Source organism: Dermatophilus sp. B7861-1, assembly GCF_058996045.1.
In genome coordinates this window covers 1,079,302-1,098,826 of record NZ_CM180082.1, presented here as the reverse complement: position 1 = coordinate 1,098,826, position 19,525 = coordinate 1,079,302, and the positions used below count along the sequence as shown (strand labels likewise).

Below are 19,525 nucleotides of genomic sequence, written 5' to 3'. Positions count from 1 at the left end.
AAAGGCCCTGTCCACCTGGGGTGGACAGGGCCTTTCTCACGCTCTGAAAATCACCTGCGGAGCAGCAGCTCCAGCGTGATCATCGCTGCGTCACACTGATCAGGCGCTGCCGGTCAGCTTCTCACGAAGAGCCGCGAGGGCTTCGTCGGAAGCGAGCGTGCCTTCAGCAGCGGACACCTGTGTGGTGGTGGCGCCAGAGGAGTAGGACGTCGCCTCGGCGGCGCCAGCCTCTGCAGCCTCGGCCTCGGCCTTGGAAGCGGCCTCGACCTGAGTGCGGTGCTGCTCCCACAGGCTCTGAGCCGTGGCGTACTCGCGCTCCCAAGCCTCGCGCTCGGCGTCGTGACCGGGCAGCCATTCGTTGGCCTCCGGGTCGAAGCCATCGGGGTACTTGTAGTTGCCAGCCTCGTCGTACTCGGCCGCCATACCGTACAGCGTGGGGTCGAACTCGGCGCCAGCCAAGGCGATGTCGTTGGCCTGCTTGAGCGACAGAGAGATGCGGCGGCGGTCCAGGTCGATGTCGATGACCTTGACGAAGATTTCCTGACCAACCTGCACAACCTGCTCCGGCAGCTCCACGTGGCGCTCGGCCAGCTCGGAGATGTGCACCAGGCCCTCGATGCCGTCCTCGACACGCACGAAGGCACCGAACGGAACCAGCTTGGTGACCTTACCGGGCACGATCTGGCCGATGGCGTGCGTACGGGCGAAGGTCTGCCACGGGTCTTCCTGCGTAGCCTTCAGCGACAAGGAGACGCGCTCGCGGTCCATGTCGACGTCGAGAACCTCGACCGTGACTTCCTGGCCAACCTCGACAACCTCGGAGGGGTGGTCGATGTGCTTCCACGACAGCTCCGAGACGTGCACGAGACCGTCGACGCCACCCAAGTCCACGAACGCACCGAAGTTGACGATCGAGGAAACCTGGCCGGAACGAACTTGGCCGCGCTGCAAGTCGTGGAGGAACTTGGAACGAACCTCGGACTGCGTCTGCTCGAGCCATGCGCGGCGCGACAGGACCACGTTGTTGCGGTTCTTGTCGAGCTCGATGATCTTGGCCTCGATCTCCTTGCCGACGTACGGCTGAAGGTCGCGGACACGGCGCATCTCCACGAGAGAAGCGGGGAGGAAGCCACGCAGGCCGATGTCGAGGATGAGACCACCCTTGACGACCTCGATGACGGTACCGGTGACGACGCCGTCTTCTTCCTTGATCTTCTCGATGGTGCCCCAAGCGCGCTCGTACTGTGCACGCTTCTTGGACAGGAGGAGGCGGCCTTCTTTGTCTTCCTTCTGGAGGACAAGAGCTTCGACCTCGTCGCCGACGGTGACGACCTCAGAAGGGTCAACGTCGTGCTTGATGGACAACTCACGCGAAGGGATAACACCTTCGGTCTTGTAACCGATGTCGAGGAGGACCTCGTCGCGATCGACCTTGACGATCACGCCTTCAACAATGTCACCGTCGTTGAAGTTCTTAATGGTGGCATCGATTGCGGCGAGCAGCTCTTCACTCGAGCCGATGTCATTGATCGCGATCTCGGGGGTGGAAGTCATGTAGTTGGGGCTCCGTAGGTGGACAGAAAATCGGGAGACGACACATGGGTGCCGACTCTTGGACAAATTCTTTCTTCGCCTCTGCGCCGGACTTCATGATCCGGGAAGCACTTCCATTCGACGGTGACATCCGTTTCACCGCGTCACAGGGACCGTGCGTCAAACAAATCGTCAGGCGCGCATTTAATTACCGATCCATCAGACAATGGTTGTATGCAGAGACCGACTAATCCTACCGTTCACAACTGTTTCGAGCAAAGGGCGATAGGCGTGTTCAGCACCGATACCCAGCAACGATTTTGAAATCAGCCACCAACATCCACAACCAACCAGCCAACCTTCCCGAGAAAAGAATCTGTCATGACAGACCCCACCCAAGAACCACGCACTGCCGGACGCGGAACAACACACGCCGAAGCCACCGAAACACACCGAGGCAACCGAAACTGGTGGAGCACAGAAGCAAACACTTATTACGCCGAACACGGTGACTTCCTCGGCGACGCTGAACTGGTCTGGGGCCCAGAAGGAATCCGAGAAAGCGAACTACACCTCCTAGGAGACCTCACCAACAAACGCGTTCTCGAATTCGGCTCCGGCGCCGCACAAGGCAGCAGATACATAGCAGCATGCGGCGCCACAGCCATCGCATCAGACATTGCAGAAGGAATGCTCGACGTAGCCAAACACCTCAACGCCAAAACCAATAACGCCGTACCACTCGTTCAAGCCGACGCCGTCGCCCTACCCTTCGCCGACGCCAGCTTCGACATCGCCTTCAGTGCATACGGCGCAACACCATTCATCGCCGACCTCAACGCAATGCTCCACGAATGCGCGCGCGTCCTCTCCCACGGTGGCCTCCTCGCATACTCAACCACCCACCCCATCCGCTGGGCCTTCCCCGACGCCCCCGATGCCCTCCACGCATCCATGAACTACTTCGACCGCTCGCCGTACATCGAACGCAGCGGCGAGCGCATCGACTACGCCGAATACCACCGCACCATCGGCGATCACGTACGTGCACTGGCAACCAGCGGATTCACTGTGCTCGACATCGTCGAACCAGAATGGCCCAGCTGGAACACACAAACATGGGGAGGGTGGAGCCCCCAACGCGGCGCTCACATTCCCGGGACCGCGATCTTCGTGGCGCGCAAGTAACTACACATACTTGCGCGCCACGCACTGATCAGTGAGCGGCTGTCTGCCAGTTATCGCCAACACCGATATTGACAACAAGCGGGACAGACAAATCGATCGCGCCGCCCATCTCACGTTGAATCAAGCGCGCCACCTGATCCTTCTCCCCCGGCGCTACCTCCACCACCAATTCGTCATGCACCTGGAGCAAAACGCGTGAGGCGATTCCCGCCTCATCAATCGCTTTCTCTACACGCAGCATGGCGATCTTGATGATGTCGGCGGCAGAACCTTGGATAGGTGCGTTCAACGCCATTCGTTCAGCCATGTCACGACGTTGCCGGTTCGATGAGGTCAAATCAGGCAAATAGCGGCGCCGTCCCAACATCGTTTCGGTGTACCCCTGCTTACGCGCAATCTCGACTACCTCAGCCAGGTAATCCCGAACGCCACCGAAGCGTTCAAAGTAGCCCTCCATCAGGGTATTCGCTTCGGCGGTAGAGATTTTCAGTTGCCGTGACAAACCGAAAGCTGACAGACCATACGCCAAGCCATACGACATCGCTTTCACTTTGCTGCGCATAGCAGGCGTGACGTCTTCAGGGGAGACCTCAAACACACGCGACCCGACAAAACGGTGCAAGTCCTCACCGCTGCGGAAAGCCTCAATAAGCCCCTCATCACCAGACAAGTGAGCCATGATGCGCATTTCGATCTGGCTGTAGTCCGCAGAAAGGACGGACTCGTATGCCACCGAACCCTGGCCGCCGGTTGCTTGGCCTGGCACAAAAACACTACGGATACGGCGACCAGAGTCAGTACGGATCGGGATGTTCTGCAAGTTTGGGTCTGTGGAAGACAATCGCCCTGTGGCCGCAATTGTCTGCTGATATGTGGTGTGAATTCGCCCGTCGTCAGCGATGGCTTTAATGAGGCCTTCCACCGTTGAACGCAGTTTTGAGGCGTCGCGGTGGCGCAGCAGCGCTGCAAGGAAAGGGTGCCCCGTACGTTCGAACAAGCTGTTCAGCGCATCAGCATCCGTGGTGTAACCCGTTTTCGTTTTCTTCGTCTTCGGTAGATCCAACTCCTCGAACAGCACAACCTGAAGCTGCTTAGGAGAAGAAAGATTCACCTCATGTCCGATAGCGCCGTACGCCTCTTGCGCAGCATCGGCGAGGGCATCAGCGAAATGCTGCTCCAGCTCATTTAACCGAGCACGATCCACAGCGATACCTCGACGCTCCATCAGAGCCAGAGCTGCCACCAACGGAAGTTCAATATCCCGATACAGCGTCATCTCGCCGCTGCTATCCACCAACGCCTCAAGCGCATCAGCAAGATCCAGCACCGCGCGAGCGCGTGCCATCGCATCACTGGCTGCAGCGTGGTCATCACCGCCACCGATATCCAGCATGCCTTGGCCATTACTGCTTCCATGCGCCAGCTCGCGATGCAAATGCCTCATCACGAGATCGCCAAGGTCATAGGAACGCTGATCTGGGTGAACCAAATAGGCGGCGATAGAGGAATCGCCCGACAGCCCTGCGGGGGTGTACCCCCGAGCGGTTAACGCTTGCAAAGGGCCTTTCGCATCATGCAAAACCATCTGTCGTTGCGGATCGGTAAGCCAGGCAGCGAAAGCTTTCTCGTCTGTACCCGTCAACGATTCCAGATCGATATAGGCAGCAGCGTTATCAGGGGCAGCGATAGCAACAGCCCACGCATCCCCAGTACCGCGTGCCCATTGCCCTTCAACCATGACGCCAACGCGTTCACCAGCACGAGTATGTGCATCCAGCCACGCTCCAAGCTCACCAGGAGCCAACACTGTTTCTTCCAATTCGACAGTGCTTTGCGTGCTTTGGCCGCCGCTGTCGTGGCCAATTACTTCAAAGAATCGGTCCCGCAGCACCCGGAATTCCAGCGCGTCAAATACCGCATGCACAGCCTCTCGGTCAGGGCCCTGCCACTGCACATCATCGATAGTGACGGGAAGGTCAAGATCGGACGTCAACTGGTTAAGCCGCCGGTTACGCAGCACTGATTCCAGGTTGTCCCGCAGATTCTGGCCTGCTTTGCCTTTAATTTCGTCAGCGTGGGCGACGATGCCAGACAGGTCGCCATACAGGTTCAGCCATTTAGCTGCTGTTTTCGCCCCGACGCCTGGCACCCCAGGGAGGTTGTCTGCCTTCTCCCCCACGAGCGCAGCCAGGTCGCTATACCGCTCCGGGCGCACCAGGTAACGTTCTTCGACACCCGCAGGATCCAGGCGAGCCAGCTCAGAAGTGCCACGCAACGGGTACAAGACTGTGACATGGTCCGTGACCATTTGCATGGAATCCCGATCACCAGAGACCACAAGCACCTCGTGCCCGGATTCCTCCCCACGAGCAGCCAGTGTCGCGATTACATCATCGGCCTCATACTGCTCGACCGCAGTGTGCCGGATCCCCATCGCATCCAGAACCTCGATGATCAGCGGGATCTGGCTAGTGAACTCTTCTGGTGTTTTAGCTCGGCCAGCTTTGTACTCCGGATACTCCGCCAAACGCAGCGTTGGTTTGAAAAGGTCGAACCCCACTGCCACGTGTGTTGGCTGTTCATCCCGCAACAGGTTGATCAGCATTGAGGTGAACCCGAATACAGCGTTCGTTGTTTGTCCCGTAGCTGTCGCGAAATTCTCCGCAGGCAGGGCAAAAAAGGCCCGGTAGGCGAGGGAGTGTCCGTCAAGAAGAAGTAGTCGACCCACACACCCAGCCTAGGTGCTCGGGGCACGACTACGCGCCCACCTCACAATGCAAAAAGAGGAGGGAGCACCTTCTAGGTATTCCTCTCCTCTTTCTTGCCGCGCAGAAACGCGCTTACTTCTTCTTACCTGGCAGGCCCGCAATCACTGCCTCAGAAACCTGACGCATCGACAGTCGTCGGTCCATCGCGGTTTTTTGGATCCACCGGAACGCGTCAGATTCGCTCAGCTTGAGCTGAGTCATCAACACACCCTTAGCGCGATCTACTGCCTTGCGTGTTTCGAGGCGCTCCCCCAGATCGGCGATCTCAGCCTCAAGTTCATGCATCTCTTGCCAGCGGCTGCGGGCAATATCGATCGCCGGACGCAGATCATCGATAGTGAAAGGCTTAACCACGTAAGCCATGACGCCTGCTTCACGCGCTCGCTCAACCAGGTCACGGTCACTGAAAGCGGTCAACATGATCACAGGGGCGATGCGTTCGGCGTGCAGTTTCTCGGCGGCCGAGATTCCATCGAGGACTGGCATTTTCACGTCCATGACTACGATGTCGGGGCGCTCTGCGGTGACTAGCTCTACAGCCTCTTCACCGTCAGCGGCCTGCGCCACGACCTCGTAACCGGCTTCTGCGAGCATTTCGGCCAAGTCAAGGCGGATCAGTGCCTCATCTTCGGCCACCACGACCCGCAGGGCGTCGGATTCACGTTCGGGGGTCGACTCAGCAGGGGCCTGCTCTTCAGTCGTCTCGTTGGCTGTCACGCATCGATTCTAGGCGCCTACCGCACCTGCTGACACCGGGTGTGTTGACGTTGTTGCATGCCGCAGAACGAAAAAGAGCCCCACATCACACTTACCGACACGTAGCGATAAAGCGCGCTTGCCTCACACAGGGGCCAACACCCTGCCAGCTCGAGCTCGCAAGCCTGCATTACGAGAAACAATCACCCACGTGGTTGGCCACTCACCGGGAGGTTCCACAGATGAGCCAGTGGACGTAAGTCCGCAATATATGACTGATACCTCTGCTAGGCATTGTCGATCGAGGACTGAGAGTCCCTAAAGGTCAGAGCGCCGGCAGTAGGTCTATTCAATGATGCCGAGCCTATTCAGGCATCCCCCCAAACGCAGTGAATCCCCGAACCTTGTAGGTTCGGGGATTCACCATCAGAGTGCCGGGAGCGGGATTTGAACCCGCACGACCGTTAGGTCAAAGCATTTTGAGTGCTCCGTGTCTGCCATTCCACCACCCCGGCGGGCCCGGGAAAACCCGGCGTAGAACAGGTCTCCACTATAACCCCTTACCCCTCCAAGCCAATAATCGACGTCCGCAACACACCCCCCACACCAGAAAGTGCACCCAAAAAGCAGGTGGGGCACCCATCCGAAGACGAGACGCCCCACACAAGCTGCCATCACTCAAGGCAGCACAACCCTCACGTCATTCCAAAGAGCTACCAACCTTGTGCACCTGGATGCTGTTCGTCGTGCCCTCTACTCCACGACGTGTACCTGCCACGATCACCACCAAATCACCGGGAACAGCGCGCGCGAACTGCGTGCTCTCCGACAGCAACACTCGATCCACTGCCTCAACCATTTTGCGCGTCGAGTTGTAATCAGGAACCAAGTGAGCATTGATACCCCAGGTCAAACACAGTTTATGTTGAGTTTCCTCACGCTGAGTCAATGCAATCATCGGCACATCAGGGCGAACCCGAGACATACGGCGTGCAGAGTCACCCGAAGTAGTAAACACGGCCAAATACTTAGCGCCGAGGTAGTTAGCGATCTCCGAAGCTGCACGCGTAATCGCGCCCCCTGGGGTGCGCGGCGTCGTCATCAACGGACGAATCTGTGACAACCCCCGGCCTTCTGTCGAAGAAATAATCTTCGCCATCGTCCGCACAGCTTCAACCGGGTACTTACCTACGCTCGTCTCACCCGAAAGCATGATCGCGTCCGCGCCATCCAACACCGCATTAGCGCAGTCACTAGCCTCAGCCCGCGTAGGCCGCGAGTTCTCAATCATCGACTCCAAAACCTGCGTGGCAACCACCACCGGTTTAGCGTTACGACGGCACAGCTCGATAGCGCGCTTCTGCACCAGCGGGACCTCCTCCAACGGAAGCTCCACACCTAGGTCACCACGAGCCACCATCACGCCATCGAACGCAGCCACAATATCGGCGAGGTTCTCCACCGCCTGCGGCTTCTCGATCTTGGCGATCACCGGCCGGAAAATCTCTTCTTCGCGCATAATTTCGTGCACTCGATCAATATCAGAGGCATCCCGCACGAACGAAAGCGCGATCCAGTCCGCACCCTCACGCAAGCCCCAGCGAAGATCATCTTCGTCCTTATCGGACAAGGCAGGAACACTCACTGCCACACCAGGCAAGTTGATGCCCTTATTGTTCGAAATAACCCCACCCTCAATAACCCGGGTGACCACGTCCGTGTCCGTCACCTCAACGGCCTCTAGGCGCACTTTCCCATCGTCGATGAGGAGCGGATCCCCCACCTTCACATCGCCAGCTAGACCCGAGTAGGTAGTCCCCACCATTTCCTGATTACCGTCAACCGGCCGTGTAGTGATCGTGAAAGAATCACCATTTTCCAGGCGCACCGGACCTGCCGAAAAACGCCCTGTCCGGATCTTGGGTCCTTGCAAATCAACCAGAACAGCAACTGGCCGCCCAGCTTCATCGGCAGCTTCACGCACCCAGGCAATTTGCTGCGAATGCTCCTCATAATCACCGTGAGATCGGTTAATCCGAGCGACGTCCATACCCGCGTCGACCAGCTCCTTAATCTTTTCAAGGCTGCTGACAGCGGGACCGAGTGTGCTGACAATTTTGGCTCGACGCATAGTTTCCATTCTACCGAGCACCCATCAGGTAGCGATTCCCCTTAGATAGAGTTCCCGCCCTATTGCGCACGAATTACGACAATAAATTGCGCGAATGCGCATATGAAAACGATTTTCCGCATTTATTGCATGATGTATCTAATAAAAATACTGCGGGGTGTGAGACAGAACACTGTTTCACACCCCGCAACACACTCACGAGAGCACTCAGACAAGCAAAGGCCGATCCGTCGGTGAAATCGGACGCGGCAACATCGTGCCGCCCGTCAGCCACGCATCCACCGCAGCCGCTACCGACCGTCCCTCAGCAATAGCCCACACAATAAGCGACTGCCCCCTACCAGCGTCACCAGCAGAGAACACTCCCGGAACCTGCGTCATAAAGTTCTGATCCCGACGCATATTGCCCCGCTCATCCAGAGCGATACCCAGCTGAGAAACAATCCCGTCACTCTCGGGGCCCACAAAACCCATCGCCAGCAGAACAAGCTGCGCATCAATGACCCGCTCCGTGCCTTCCACAGGCACAAAGCGCCCATCCTCCAGCACCACCTCAACAACCTTCAGACCAGCAACATTGCCCTGGCCATCATCAAGGATCTCCGTGGTACTCACTGAATAGACGCGTTCACCGCCCTCCTCATGCGCACTAGCAACACGGAAAACAGTCGGATACGTCGGCCACGGCTGATGCGCCGGACGTTCTTGCCCCGGCTGCGGCATAATCTCAAGACTCGTCACCGATTTCGCGCCCTGACGCAGGGCCGTACCAACACAGTCAGCACCCGTGTCACCACCACCGATGATGACCACATCCTTACCCGTAGCAAGGATCTGCCCATCCACCGACTGCCCCACACTCGAACGATTCGCCTGCGGCAGATACTCCATTGCCTGATGCACACCATTGAGCTCAGTCCCCGGAACCATCAAGCCACGTGGCTTAGTGGAACCCACCGCAAGAACAACCGCGTCATAACGCCGACGCAAATCCTGACCAGTCAGATCCACACCCACGTTCACGCCCGTACGGAACCGTGTCCCCTCAGCCCGCATCTGCGCCAAACGTCGATCAAGAACCGACTTTTCCAGTTTGAACTCCGGAATGCCATACCGCAGCAAACCGCCAGCCTTATCAGCCCGCTCGAACACCGCCACCGTGTGCCCAGCCCGTGTGAGCTGCTGCGCAGCAGCCAACCCCGCAGGCCCAGACCCCACCACCGCAACAGTGCGGCCAGACAAACGCTCCGGCGGGTGCGGCAACACTTGACCGCTCTCAAACGCCCGCTCGATCACCGTCTGCTCCACCTGCTTAATCGTCACCGCAGGTTGATTAACACCCAACACACACGCCGACTCGCACGGCGCAGGGCACAAACGTCCCGTGAACTCCGGGAAGTTATTCGTGGCATGCAGCCGCTCAATAGCCGCATCCCAACGCCCCTCCCAAGCGAAGTTGTTCCACTCCGGAACCAAATTCCCCAACGGGCAACCGTTATGGCAGAACGGGATACCGCAATCCATGCACCGCCCAGCCTGCTCCTGCAAAGACTCCACCGGGAACGGCTCATAGACCTCTTTGAAGTCCATCAACCGCAATGGAACCGGTCGCCGCTGCGGCAGCTCACGCTCCCGCTTCGTCAAAAAGCCACGCGGATCAGCCATGGGACACCTCCAAGATGCGACCCCACACCTCGGAGCCGTCGACGTCGAGACCCTCACGTTCGGCCTCAGCACGAACATCGAGGACGCGCTGATAAGCGCGAGGAAGGATAAGAGAGAACCGGGCACGCGCAGCAGCCCAATCCGCAACCAACGAATCCGCTAACGGTGACCCAGTCTGCTCCACATGCCGACGCAGCAAATCAAGAACCAACTCATCGTCGCTCTCACGCAGCGGAACCACGTCAACGAACTCACCATTAACCACCCCAGGGTCAAGATCCAGCACAAAACCCAAACCACCGGACATACCAGCAGCCAAGTTCCGGCCGGTAGGACCGAGGATGAGCGCAACCCCACCGGTCATGTACTCCAACCCGTGATCGCCGACTCCCTCAACAACTGCCTCTGCGCCGGAGTTACGCACACAGAAACGCTCACCGACCGTGCCGCGCAAGAAAATTTCCCCGCTCGTGGCTCCGTAACCGATCACGTTCCCGGCAATGACATCCGTCGCGGCAGCCGCTCCTGCAGGGCGCACAACCACTCGACCACCAGAAAGCCCCTTAGCGACATAATCATTGGCCTCACCAGTAAGAGCGAGAGTGATTCCCCGAGGAACAAACGCACCAAACGACTGGCCCGCACAACCAGTGAAGTCCACATGAATGCTGTCCTCATCCATGCCGAACGGATGCGCAGCTGTCACCTCATGGCCAAGCATGGTGCCCACCGTGCGGTGCGTATTGCGGATCTGTGAAGAAATAACGACACGGCCACCTGAGTCGATAACCTCCCTGGCCTGAGCAATCAGCGAATTGTCCAACGCGCGCTCAAGACCATGCTGCTGCTCACGCACAGCGCGACGCTCCCCCGAAACCGGCACCGCTTCACGAAGAATCGGGCTCAAATCCAGGCCAGAAGCTTTCCAATGGTCAACTGCCTGCTGCATCTCCAGCACAGAAGCCTGACCAATAGCCTCATCAATAGACCGGAACCCCAGCTCTGCCAAAAGCTCACGAACTTCCTGAGCGATGTACTCGAAGAACGTCACTACGAACTCCGGCTTACCGGAGAACCGCTGCCGCAGTTCAGGGTTCTGTGTAGCGATACCTACCGGGCACGTGTCCTTCTGGCAGGCTCGCATCATCACGCACCCAGAAACCACCAACGGAGCGGTAGCAAAACCGAACTCTTCGGCCCCCAGTAGCGCAGCGATCACCACGTCACGGCCCGTTTTCAACTGGCCATCAACCTGCACGACGATGCGGTCACGCAATTCGTTCTTCACCAAGGTTTGTTGAGTCTCAGCAAGGCCCAACTCCCACGGCCCGCCTGCGTGCTTCAACGACGTCAACGGCGCGGCACCCGTGCCACCATCGTGCCCAGAAATCAGCACCACATCTGCGAACGCTTTCGACACCCCCGCAGCGACAGTGCCCACACCAATCTCAGAAACCAACTTCACGTGAACACGAGCCACCGGGTTGGCGTTCTTCACATCGTGGATGAGCTGCTTGAGATCCTCGATCGAGTAGATGTCGTGATGCGGCGGCGGTGAAATAAGTCCAACACCCGGGGTGCTGTGGCGGGTAGTTGCCACCCACGGGTACACCTTCGGTCCCGGTAGCTGACCGCCCTCGCCTGGCTTAGCGCCCTGCGCCATCTTGATCTGGATGTCTTTCGCCTTCGACAAGTACAAACTCGTCACACCGAAACGCCCAGAAGCAACCTGCTTGATAGCGCTGCACCGCTGCGGATCCTGCAGCCGCTCCGGATCTTCCCCGCCCTCACCGGTGTTTGAGCGGCCACCCAAACGGTTCATAGCGATCGCGAGAGTTTCGTGTGCCTCACGGCTGATCGACCCGTAGCTCATCGCACCAGTGCTGAACCGTTTCACGATTTCTGAAACAGGCTCAACCTCGTCAATCGGGACAGAAGGACGAAGATCCGTGCGAAGCCGGAACAAACCACGCAGCGTCATAAGCCGCTCGGCCTGCTCATTCACCCGAGTCGTGTACTGCTTGAAGATGTCGTAACGACGTTCACGGGTGCCGTGCTGCAGCCGGAACACCGTCTCGGGGTCAAACAAGTGCGGCGGCCCTTCACGGCGCCACTGGTACTCCCCACCCACCGGCAGCAGACGGTGGGTCGGGCTGATCCCATCGCGGGGGTAAGCAACCGCGTGCCGGTCAGCTACCTCGCGAGCGATCTCCTCAAGACCGATGCCACCCAAAACTGTGGTGGTTCCAGTGAAGTACGCCTCAACCAGATCTTCAGCCAACCCGATGCACTCGAAGATCTGCGCCCCACGGTAGGAAGCTGCCGTAGAAATACCCATCTTCGACATGACCTTCAACAGGCCTTTACCGAGCGCCTTAATGACGTTCTTGCTCGCGGTTTCTGCGCTCACCCCACGGATCGCGCCTCGCCGGACCATGTCTTCCACGGTCTCGATCGCCAGGTATGGGTTCACCGCCGCAGCGCCATACCCGATGAGGGTGGCCACATGGTGAACTTCACGCACGTCTCCAGCCTCAACGATGAGGCTGACCTTCATACGGTCTTTTGTGCGGACCAGGTGGTGGTGCACTGCCGCAGTGAGCAGCAGCGAGGGGATCGAGGCGTGATTGGCATCAGAGTCACGGTCAGAGATCACGACATACCGGGCCCCTCGGCTGATAGCGGTCGTGACCTCGTTGAAGATCAGGTCTAGGCGTTTCTTCAACGCCGCTCCCCCACCAGCAACCTCGTAGAGCCCAGAAACCACAACTGTGGCTTCACCTGGAGTATCCGAGTCAGCGTCGATGTGGACAATCTTTGCCAGATCATCGTTATCCAGGATGGGGAAGTCGATAGCGATCTGGTGAGCGTGCTGCGGGTCCGTTGCCAACGGATTAACCTGCGGGCCCAGCGTCGCTTGCAGGCTCGTCACCATCTCTTCACGAATCGCATCAAGCGGCGGGTTCGTGACCTGCGCGAACAGCTGCTGGAAGTAGTCGAAAAGCAGCCGAGGACGCGAAGACAGAACCGCCATAGGCGTGTCGGTTCCCATCGAGCCGATAGCTTCAGCCCCGTTGAGGGCCATTGGCTGCAGAATGAGGCGCAAATCTTCTTGGGTGTACCCGAACGCCTGCTGCCGCCGCGCCACGGACCGCGGCGTGTGGAACACGTGTTCACGTTCAGGCAGATCAGCCAAGTGAATGACCTGATCTTTCACATATTCCTGGTAGGGGTGCGCCGAAGCAAGCTGGGACTTGATCTCCTCATCAGGGATGATCCGCCCTTCAGCGGTATCGAGCAAAAACATGTGGCCAGGGGCAACGCGGCCACGCGTGACGATCCGTTCTTCGTCAATATCCAACAACCCAGCTTCCGAGCCGAGCACAACGAGACCATCGTCTGTGACCCAGTAACGGGAGGGGCGAAGCCCATTACGGTCCAAGACCGCACCCAGCACAGACCCGTCCGTGAATGTCACAGAGGCCGGGCCGTCCCAGGGCTCCATAAACATGGAGTGGAACTGGTAGAAGGCGCGCCGATCAGCAGACATCGCCGTGTTGTTCTCCCACGCCTCAGGAATCATCATGAGCATGGCATGCGGGAGAGAACGCCCCGCCAGATGCAGCAGTTCGAGGACCTCATCGAAGCTGGCTGAGTCTGATGCTCCAGGGGTGCAAATGGGGAACAAACGCTCAATGTTGGGACCGAAGGCATCCGAGGCGAGCAAGCTTTCGCGGGCACGCATCCAGTTACGGTTACCCCGCACCGTGTTGATCTCACCATTGTGCGCGATCAACCGGAACGGGTGAGCCAAAGTCCAGCTAGGGAACGTGTTTGTGGAGAAACGAGAGTGCACGATGGCCAACTCGGATTCAACACGTTCATCAGACAGATCCGGGAAAAACTCCGGCAACTGCATCGTGGTGAGCATGCCTTTATAGACATGCGTGCGGCTGGAAAGCGACGGGAAGTAGACGTTATCCAGCTCATGTTCGGCACGTTTGCGCAGGCAAAAAGCCAAGCGTTCTAGAGCTAAACCATGATTCTCTTTATCACTCGGCGCGAGGAAAACCTGCCAGAAAGAAGGCATGACTTCACGGCTCATTGCGCCCAAAACATCTGGGTTCGTGGGCACTTCTCGCCACCCCAGGACTTCTAGTCCTTCTTCGGTAGCGATGCGTGTGATGCCGGCGCGGGCGTCGGCTGATCCACTGAGGTCAGCAGGAAGGTAAGCGAAGCCGGCAACGTAGTGGCCGCGCTCAGGCAGCTCCACACCAGCAACGTCACGGAAGAACCGGTCCGGCACCTGCATCAAAATGCCTGCACCATCACCCACGAGCGGGTCAGCGCCAGTAGCGCCGCGGTGATCCAGGTTGACCAGCGCGGTAACCGCGTGTCGCACGATGTCGTGGCCAGGTGTGCCACGTAACGTGGCGACCATCGCGACACCGCAGGCATCGTGCTCGTGACGCGGATCGTAAAGACCGTCACGCTCGGGTAGGGCGGAAAAAGGCAGAACGGACACGGGATTCACCGTCCTATGGCATGAAGGGGAGCGCCGCTGCGTCCCAGGCGGGGGTTTTCGGACGTCACTGTCCGTCACGCGGCCGCACTGTTCAGGGCCTTGGGCACGTGCAAGCGCTCCAGTAAGCCACATGAATCACCTCGAGCTCGGGTACAGAGTTCGAGGATGCGAACCGCCGTTTGGATACTAGGGGACGTCAACGCAGGCCCGGTGCCGTATCTCGCCCACCGGAGCGATGATTAACGAGACCGAAACATGGAAGTTTTGTGGGAGAAACACCGCTCACACGTCGGACATCACTGCGCAGGTTTTTCCTCTGAAGAAATTTCTTTCCCGCTCTTGTCAGTCTGGCTGGTGGTGCGATGGCGGCGTCCCAGCATCCACCACAACACCGCGCCGAATACGAACACAATGATCGACGTCCATACGTTGAGGCGCAGCCCAAAAACAATCTCGGCTGTGTCAATACGTAAATACTCGATCCAGACTCGCCCCAACGTATACCCCATGATGTACGCCGCGAACAGCTGCCCCGGGGCTCCCCTCCCCCGGCGAGCCTTCTCAATCCCCACCAGCACAAGCGAAAGCGCCGCACACCACAACGCCTCGTAGAGGAACGTGGGATGGAACGTCCCCACAATCAGTGCGTGACCATCTGGCCCAACCTGTGCCCGACCTGCAGCGAAATCCCAGGCATGAATCTGCAAACCCCACGGAAGATCCGTGGCAGCTCCATACAGTTCATTGTTAAACCAGTTACCGAAGCGACCAATGGCTTGAGCCAGGGGTAGCGCAGGAGCAACGCTCTCGGCCACGGCGAGGAACGACACCTTTGTCTGGCGGCAGCCAAGCCACACGCCCACAGCCCCTAAGGCGACTGCACCCCAAATCCCGAGCCCGCCTTCCCATACCTTGAAAGCATTCCAAGGATTGCCGTTGGGACCCCAGTACGGAGCAGGCGTAGAGAACACGTGGTAGATGCGGCCACCGATGATGCCGAACACTACGGCCCACATCGTGATGTCCCACATCGCATCTGAGTCTTCACCGCGCGCAGCGAGTCGTTTCGATGTCCACCAGGCCGCGATCACTACACCCAGCAGGATGCACAGCGCGTAGGCCCGGATAGGCACCGGGCCGAGAAACCACACGGCCTGTTCTGGACTCGGGATACTCATCAGCACGAGGAACTCCTGGATTGTTCAGTATTCTCCCCGCAGCGGGGATGGTCGTCGGTGGGGTGTGGCGAACCTACCGGATAAGCCCCAGGCGGGTACAGGGTGTCCTGTACCCGCCTGGGTAATTCTGCTGCTTTCACCACGATGGCCAAGAACGGCGCGCGGTGGATCAGTTGGTCGGCTTCGTTCCGGCAGGTTTGCCGCCAGCGGCGGTCACCGCGTTGATGAGGTCTTCACCCGTCGTTGTTTGTTTAAGCTCGAAGTCTTTACCGTTCAGACGGTAGGTGGGCGTCCCTGCAATCTTGTCATCACGGCTGGTGCGTTCTTCGACCGCTTTGAGGTACTTGCCGTAGCGATCATCAGAGAAGCAGCTCTTCCACGTTTGCAACTCGTTTCCGCTAATTCCCGAGTCGGTGGCGTACTGCTGCAGCTGAGCATCAGTCCAGCCCTGTCCTTCTTCTACAGGACGGTTCTTTTCTGCGAAGAGGGTGTCGTGATACTGAACGAACTTGCCAGCATCGACGGAGCACATGAGGGCATTACCTGCCCGTTTCGACGAATCATTGCGAAGATTGTCGTCCAAGAATGTTTTTACGTGATAGGTGACTTTTGCCGACCCTGCGTCACGAATCTGCGCCACAGCCGGACCCAAAGCCTTCTCCGCGAAAGCACATGCCGGGCACTGCGGGTCTTCGTAAATGTCCAGAGTCGGAGCCTTCGGGTTGGCCTTGTCTGCGTTAACTACGACTCCACCAGCAGGACCTTCTATGCCCTTAGGGATCGGATAAGAAGCTGAAGAATCGCTCGAATTCGATTGCATCCCTGCGAAAATCGCCCAAGCCACTCCAGCGACCACCGCAACCACGATCACGGCAGCGATCACCGGCGTCGCTTTTGACTTCTTCGGTGCGGCCGCGGCGATTTTCTCTGCCCGGCTCGAGGAAGGCTGCTTTGAAGCCATGTGTTTGGTTCTCCTGCGTGTGGGAGTAGCGGAGCGCAGCGCGCCTCGCCAGCACCCGTCCGATATGACGGCGTAGCGGTCGCCCCGTACTGATTCAACTACGAAGTAATGATTGAACTACGAAACGAAGCTAGAGATTCCCAGCGACGTACCCAATCAGTCAAACTTTCAACCTGCGCGCCGCGACAACCACGCATCAAGAGAAAGAGCTGTGACCGGGCGCCACAACAGCCAGGCGCCAGCGGCAACAAAAACCACGTCCCGGGCAATATCTTGCGGGTATTTCGTTTTCCCCGGCTCTACAAACCCGCCATCACCGAAACAGCCACAGTCAATCGTCAACCCGCGCGCCCACGCCGAGGCGATCCCAATGATGAAAATCACCATGATAACCGTGCCCAACAAAGCAGTCCACCGCGTGAACAACCCGAACACAATCAGCAACCCCAATGCAATCTCCACCACCGGCAAGGCGTACCCGATGGCAGCAGCCACCTCAAAGGGGAAGATCTGATACGCCTGCACCGACCGAGCCGAGGTTAAAGGGGTAAAAATCTTCGAGAACCCGGCCAGCAAAAACGCCCCACCCAGCACGAACCGAGCCACCAAGCCAATCCACGGCGAGTACCGAGCCAACCGGTCGCCAGCGGTGGCATCACCAGAATTTTCTTGTCGACTTAACCGCGTTTGTTCATCCACTGCAGGGTCGTTCACTGCCACTCCTGATCGTTACTTTCACACGCGCCGGCGCGCTCCGAGAAAGAAACGACCAACGCTCCCCCAACAATTCCCGTGACAGTTGTCACGGGATATTCAGCGTCCTTCACGCACACCAGCACAAAGCTGACGAGTCAGCTCAGCCAGCGCAGGCAAGCTCTGGGCAAGAGGTTGCTGCGCATCGACACATTTCACCAACGCCGACCCCACAATTACTCCATCAGCATAGCCAGCGATCTCAGCTGCCTGCTCACGGTTAGAAACCCCCAACCCCACCGCCAACGGGGCGTGCGTAACTGCACGAGCGCGCTGCACAAGCTCACGCGCTGGATCACCCACGCTGGAGCGAACCCCTGTCACACCCATCGTCGAAGCCACATACACAAATCCACGGCAATGCCCCGTCGTCATCGCCAATCGCTGCGGTGTACTCGAAGGAGCCACGAGAAAAATAGGAGCCAACCCATACTTGTCAGCAGCAGCCAACCAAGCACCGGCCTCATCTGGAGTTAAATCAGGGATGATCAACCCACTGCCGCCAGCCTCAGCCAAATCGGCAGCGAACTGCTCCACCCCGTAGTGGAGAACAAGGTTCCAGTACGTCATAACCACCGCAGTGCCACCGGCAGCAACAACCGTACGCACCGCAGTGAACGCATCGCGGGTCCGTACCCCATTCTCCCTGGCTATGTCCCCAGCCAGCTGAATCACTGGACCATCAAGCACCGGATCACTGTACGGAAGCCCCACCTCAACGACGTCGGCGCCGTTATCCACCAAGGTGGTGAACACATCTAAAGAGTCCTCCACCTTCGGATACCCCACCGGGAAATACGCCACAAGAGCAGCCCGGCCCTCTTGAGACGTCCGCGCAAAAACATTGTCCAAACGCGCCTGCCCCGACTCAGCCACACTCATCAGCGCCCCCCCTGCCCCGCAACGCCTTCACTGCCACCTGCACCAGAATCCGGGAGCATGCCGAACCAACTCGCAGCCGTATCCACATCTTTATCGCCACGCCCCGACAGATTGACCAGAATCACTGCCTCCGAGCCCAACTCACGCCCCACCTTCATGGCGCCAGCTAACGCATGAGAACTCTCAATAGCTGGGATGATGCCCTCAGTCCGGCTCAACAGCCTGAACGCCTCCATCGCTTCCTCATCTGTGATCGGCGCATACGTGGCACGACCCGAATCATGCAGATACGCATGCTCTGGCCCCACGCTCGGGTAATCCAACCCCGCCGAAACAGAAAACGAATCAATCGTTTGCCCGTCAGGATCCTGCAACACATATGTCGCCGCACCATGCAAAACACCAGGGGCCCCACCACTAAAACGCGCAGCATGCTTACCCGTCTCCACACCGCGGCCACCAGCCTCGAACCCGTACAACCGCACCTGCTCATCAGGGACAAAAGCGTGAAAAACACCCATCGCGTTCGATCCGCCACCTACACATGCACACACCGCATCCGGCAGACGCCCAACCTTGTCCACAATCTGCTGCCGCGCCTCAATCCCAATAATCCGCTGGAAATCTCGAACCATCTCCGGGAACGGGTGTGGCCCAGTCACCGTGCCCAAGGCGTAATGCGTGCTGTCCACATGCGCAACCCAGTCGCGCAACGCCTCATTAATCGCATCCTTAAGCGTGCGACTGCCATGCGTAACCGCGATCACCTCGGCACCAAGCAACCGCATCCGCGCCACATTCAGAGCCTGCCGCTGCGTGTCCTTCTCCCCCATATACACCACGCACTCCAGCCCCATCAGCGCTGCAGCCGTAGCAGTAGCAACACCATGCTGGCCAGCACCTGTCTCAGCGAGAATGCGAGTCTTCCCCATTCGCTTGGTCAACAACGCCTGCCCAAGCACATTGTTAATCTTGTGCGAACCCGTGTGATTCAAATCCTCACGCTTAAGGAACACCCGCGCACCGCCGCAATGCTCAGCAAAACGCGCCACCTCCGTCACAACGCTCGGGCGGCCCACATACTCACGCTGCAAACGCTCCAACTCGGCCACAAACTCCGGGTCTTCCTGAGCTTTTCGCCATTGAACGTCGACTTCATCCAGCGCCGCAACCAGCGCCTCAGGCATATACCTACCGCCATAAGCGCCAAAACGCCCCGGAACGTCATCACCCTGCACAGACACG

At 58.6% G+C, this 19,525-nt stretch carries 12 protein-coding genes and 1 tRNA gene; 1 reads left to right on the top strand and 12 read right to left on the bottom strand.

What is annotated here, in order from left to right; all coding sequences use genetic code 11:
* Positions 1-99: 99 nt before the first annotated feature.
* A complete protein-coding gene (gene rpsA / locus AC2T9U_RS04890; RefSeq protein ID WP_493696791.1) occupies positions 100-1,554 on the bottom strand; it encodes a 30S ribosomal protein S1 in 1,455 nt (484 codons plus the stop codon).
* A gap of 360 nt (positions 1,555-1,914) precedes the next feature.
* On the opposite strand from rpsA, the gene AC2T9U_RS04885 reads away from it, so the two are divergent.
* Positions 1,915-2,721, top strand: a complete 807-nt coding sequence (locus tag AC2T9U_RS04885; protein ID WP_493696790.1) for a class I SAM-dependent methyltransferase — start codon at positions 1,915-1,917, stop codon at positions 2,719-2,721.
* Positions 2,722-2,749: 28 nt separating this feature from the next.
* Here AC2T9U_RS04885 and polA read toward each other — a convergent pair whose 3' ends face one another.
* The 11 genes from polA to trpB all read right to left on the bottom strand — a co-directional run bounded on the left by polA (position 2,750) and on the right by trpB (position 19,467).
* The gene (polA, locus tag AC2T9U_RS04880) at positions 2,750-5,449 is read right to left on the bottom strand and encodes a DNA polymerase I (protein WP_493696789.1); all 2,700 of its coding nucleotides are present in this window, start codon (positions 5,447-5,449) and stop codon (positions 2,750-2,752) included.
* A 112-nt stretch (positions 5,450-5,561) separates the two neighbouring features.
* Positions 5,562-6,206 (bottom strand): ANTAR domain-containing response regulator, encoded by a 645-nt coding sequence (locus AC2T9U_RS04875; protein WP_084440806.1) that lies wholly within the window; start codon positions 6,204-6,206, stop codon positions 5,562-5,564.
* 411 nt (positions 6,207-6,617) lie between these two features.
* Positions 6,618-6,700: transfer RNA gene (locus AC2T9U_RS04870), tRNA-Leu, on the bottom strand.
* 185 nt (positions 6,701-6,885) lie between these two features.
* A complete protein-coding gene (gene pyk, locus AC2T9U_RS04865; RefSeq protein ID WP_115030549.1) occupies positions 6,886-8,316 on the bottom strand; it encodes a pyruvate kinase in 1,431 nt (476 codons plus the stop codon).
* 207 nt (positions 8,317-8,523) lie between these two features.
* The gene (locus tag AC2T9U_RS04860; protein ID WP_493696788.1) at positions 8,524-9,981 is read right to left on the bottom strand and encodes a glutamate synthase subunit beta; all 1,458 of its coding nucleotides are present in this window, start codon (positions 9,979-9,981) and stop codon (positions 8,524-8,526) included.
* Entirely contained in the window at positions 9,974-14,506 is a 4,533-nt protein-coding gene (gltB, locus tag AC2T9U_RS04855) for a glutamate synthase large subunit (protein ID WP_493696787.1), read from the bottom strand. Before gltB ends, AC2T9U_RS04860 begins: the two co-directional genes overlap by 8 nt.
* A 296-nt stretch (positions 14,507-14,802) precedes the next feature.
* On the bottom strand, positions 14,803-15,684 hold the full coding sequence (lgt, locus tag AC2T9U_RS04850; protein WP_493696786.1) for a prolipoprotein diacylglyceryl transferase: 882 nt from the start codon (positions 15,682-15,684) through the stop codon (positions 14,803-14,805).
* Between the two features lie 169 nt (positions 15,685-15,853).
* Entirely contained in the window at positions 15,854-16,645 is a 792-nt protein-coding gene (locus AC2T9U_RS04845; protein WP_115030555.1) for a DsbA family protein, read from the bottom strand.
* Between the two features lie 168 nt (positions 16,646-16,813).
* Positions 16,814-17,359, bottom strand: a complete 546-nt coding sequence (locus AC2T9U_RS04840; protein WP_493696785.1) for a DoxX family protein — start codon at positions 17,357-17,359, stop codon at positions 16,814-16,816.
* A 99-nt stretch (positions 17,360-17,458) separates the two neighbouring features.
* Positions 17,459-18,280, bottom strand: a complete 822-nt coding sequence (trpA, locus tag AC2T9U_RS04835) for a tryptophan synthase subunit alpha (RefSeq protein WP_115030557.1) — start codon at positions 18,278-18,280, stop codon at positions 17,459-17,461.
* Positions 18,280-19,467 (bottom strand): tryptophan synthase subunit beta, encoded by a 1,188-nt coding sequence (trpB, locus tag AC2T9U_RS04830; RefSeq protein ID WP_493696928.1) that lies wholly within the window; start codon positions 19,465-19,467, stop codon positions 18,280-18,282. Before trpB ends, trpA begins: the two co-directional genes overlap by 1 nt.
* Between the last annotated feature and the right edge of the window lie 58 nt (positions 19,468-19,525).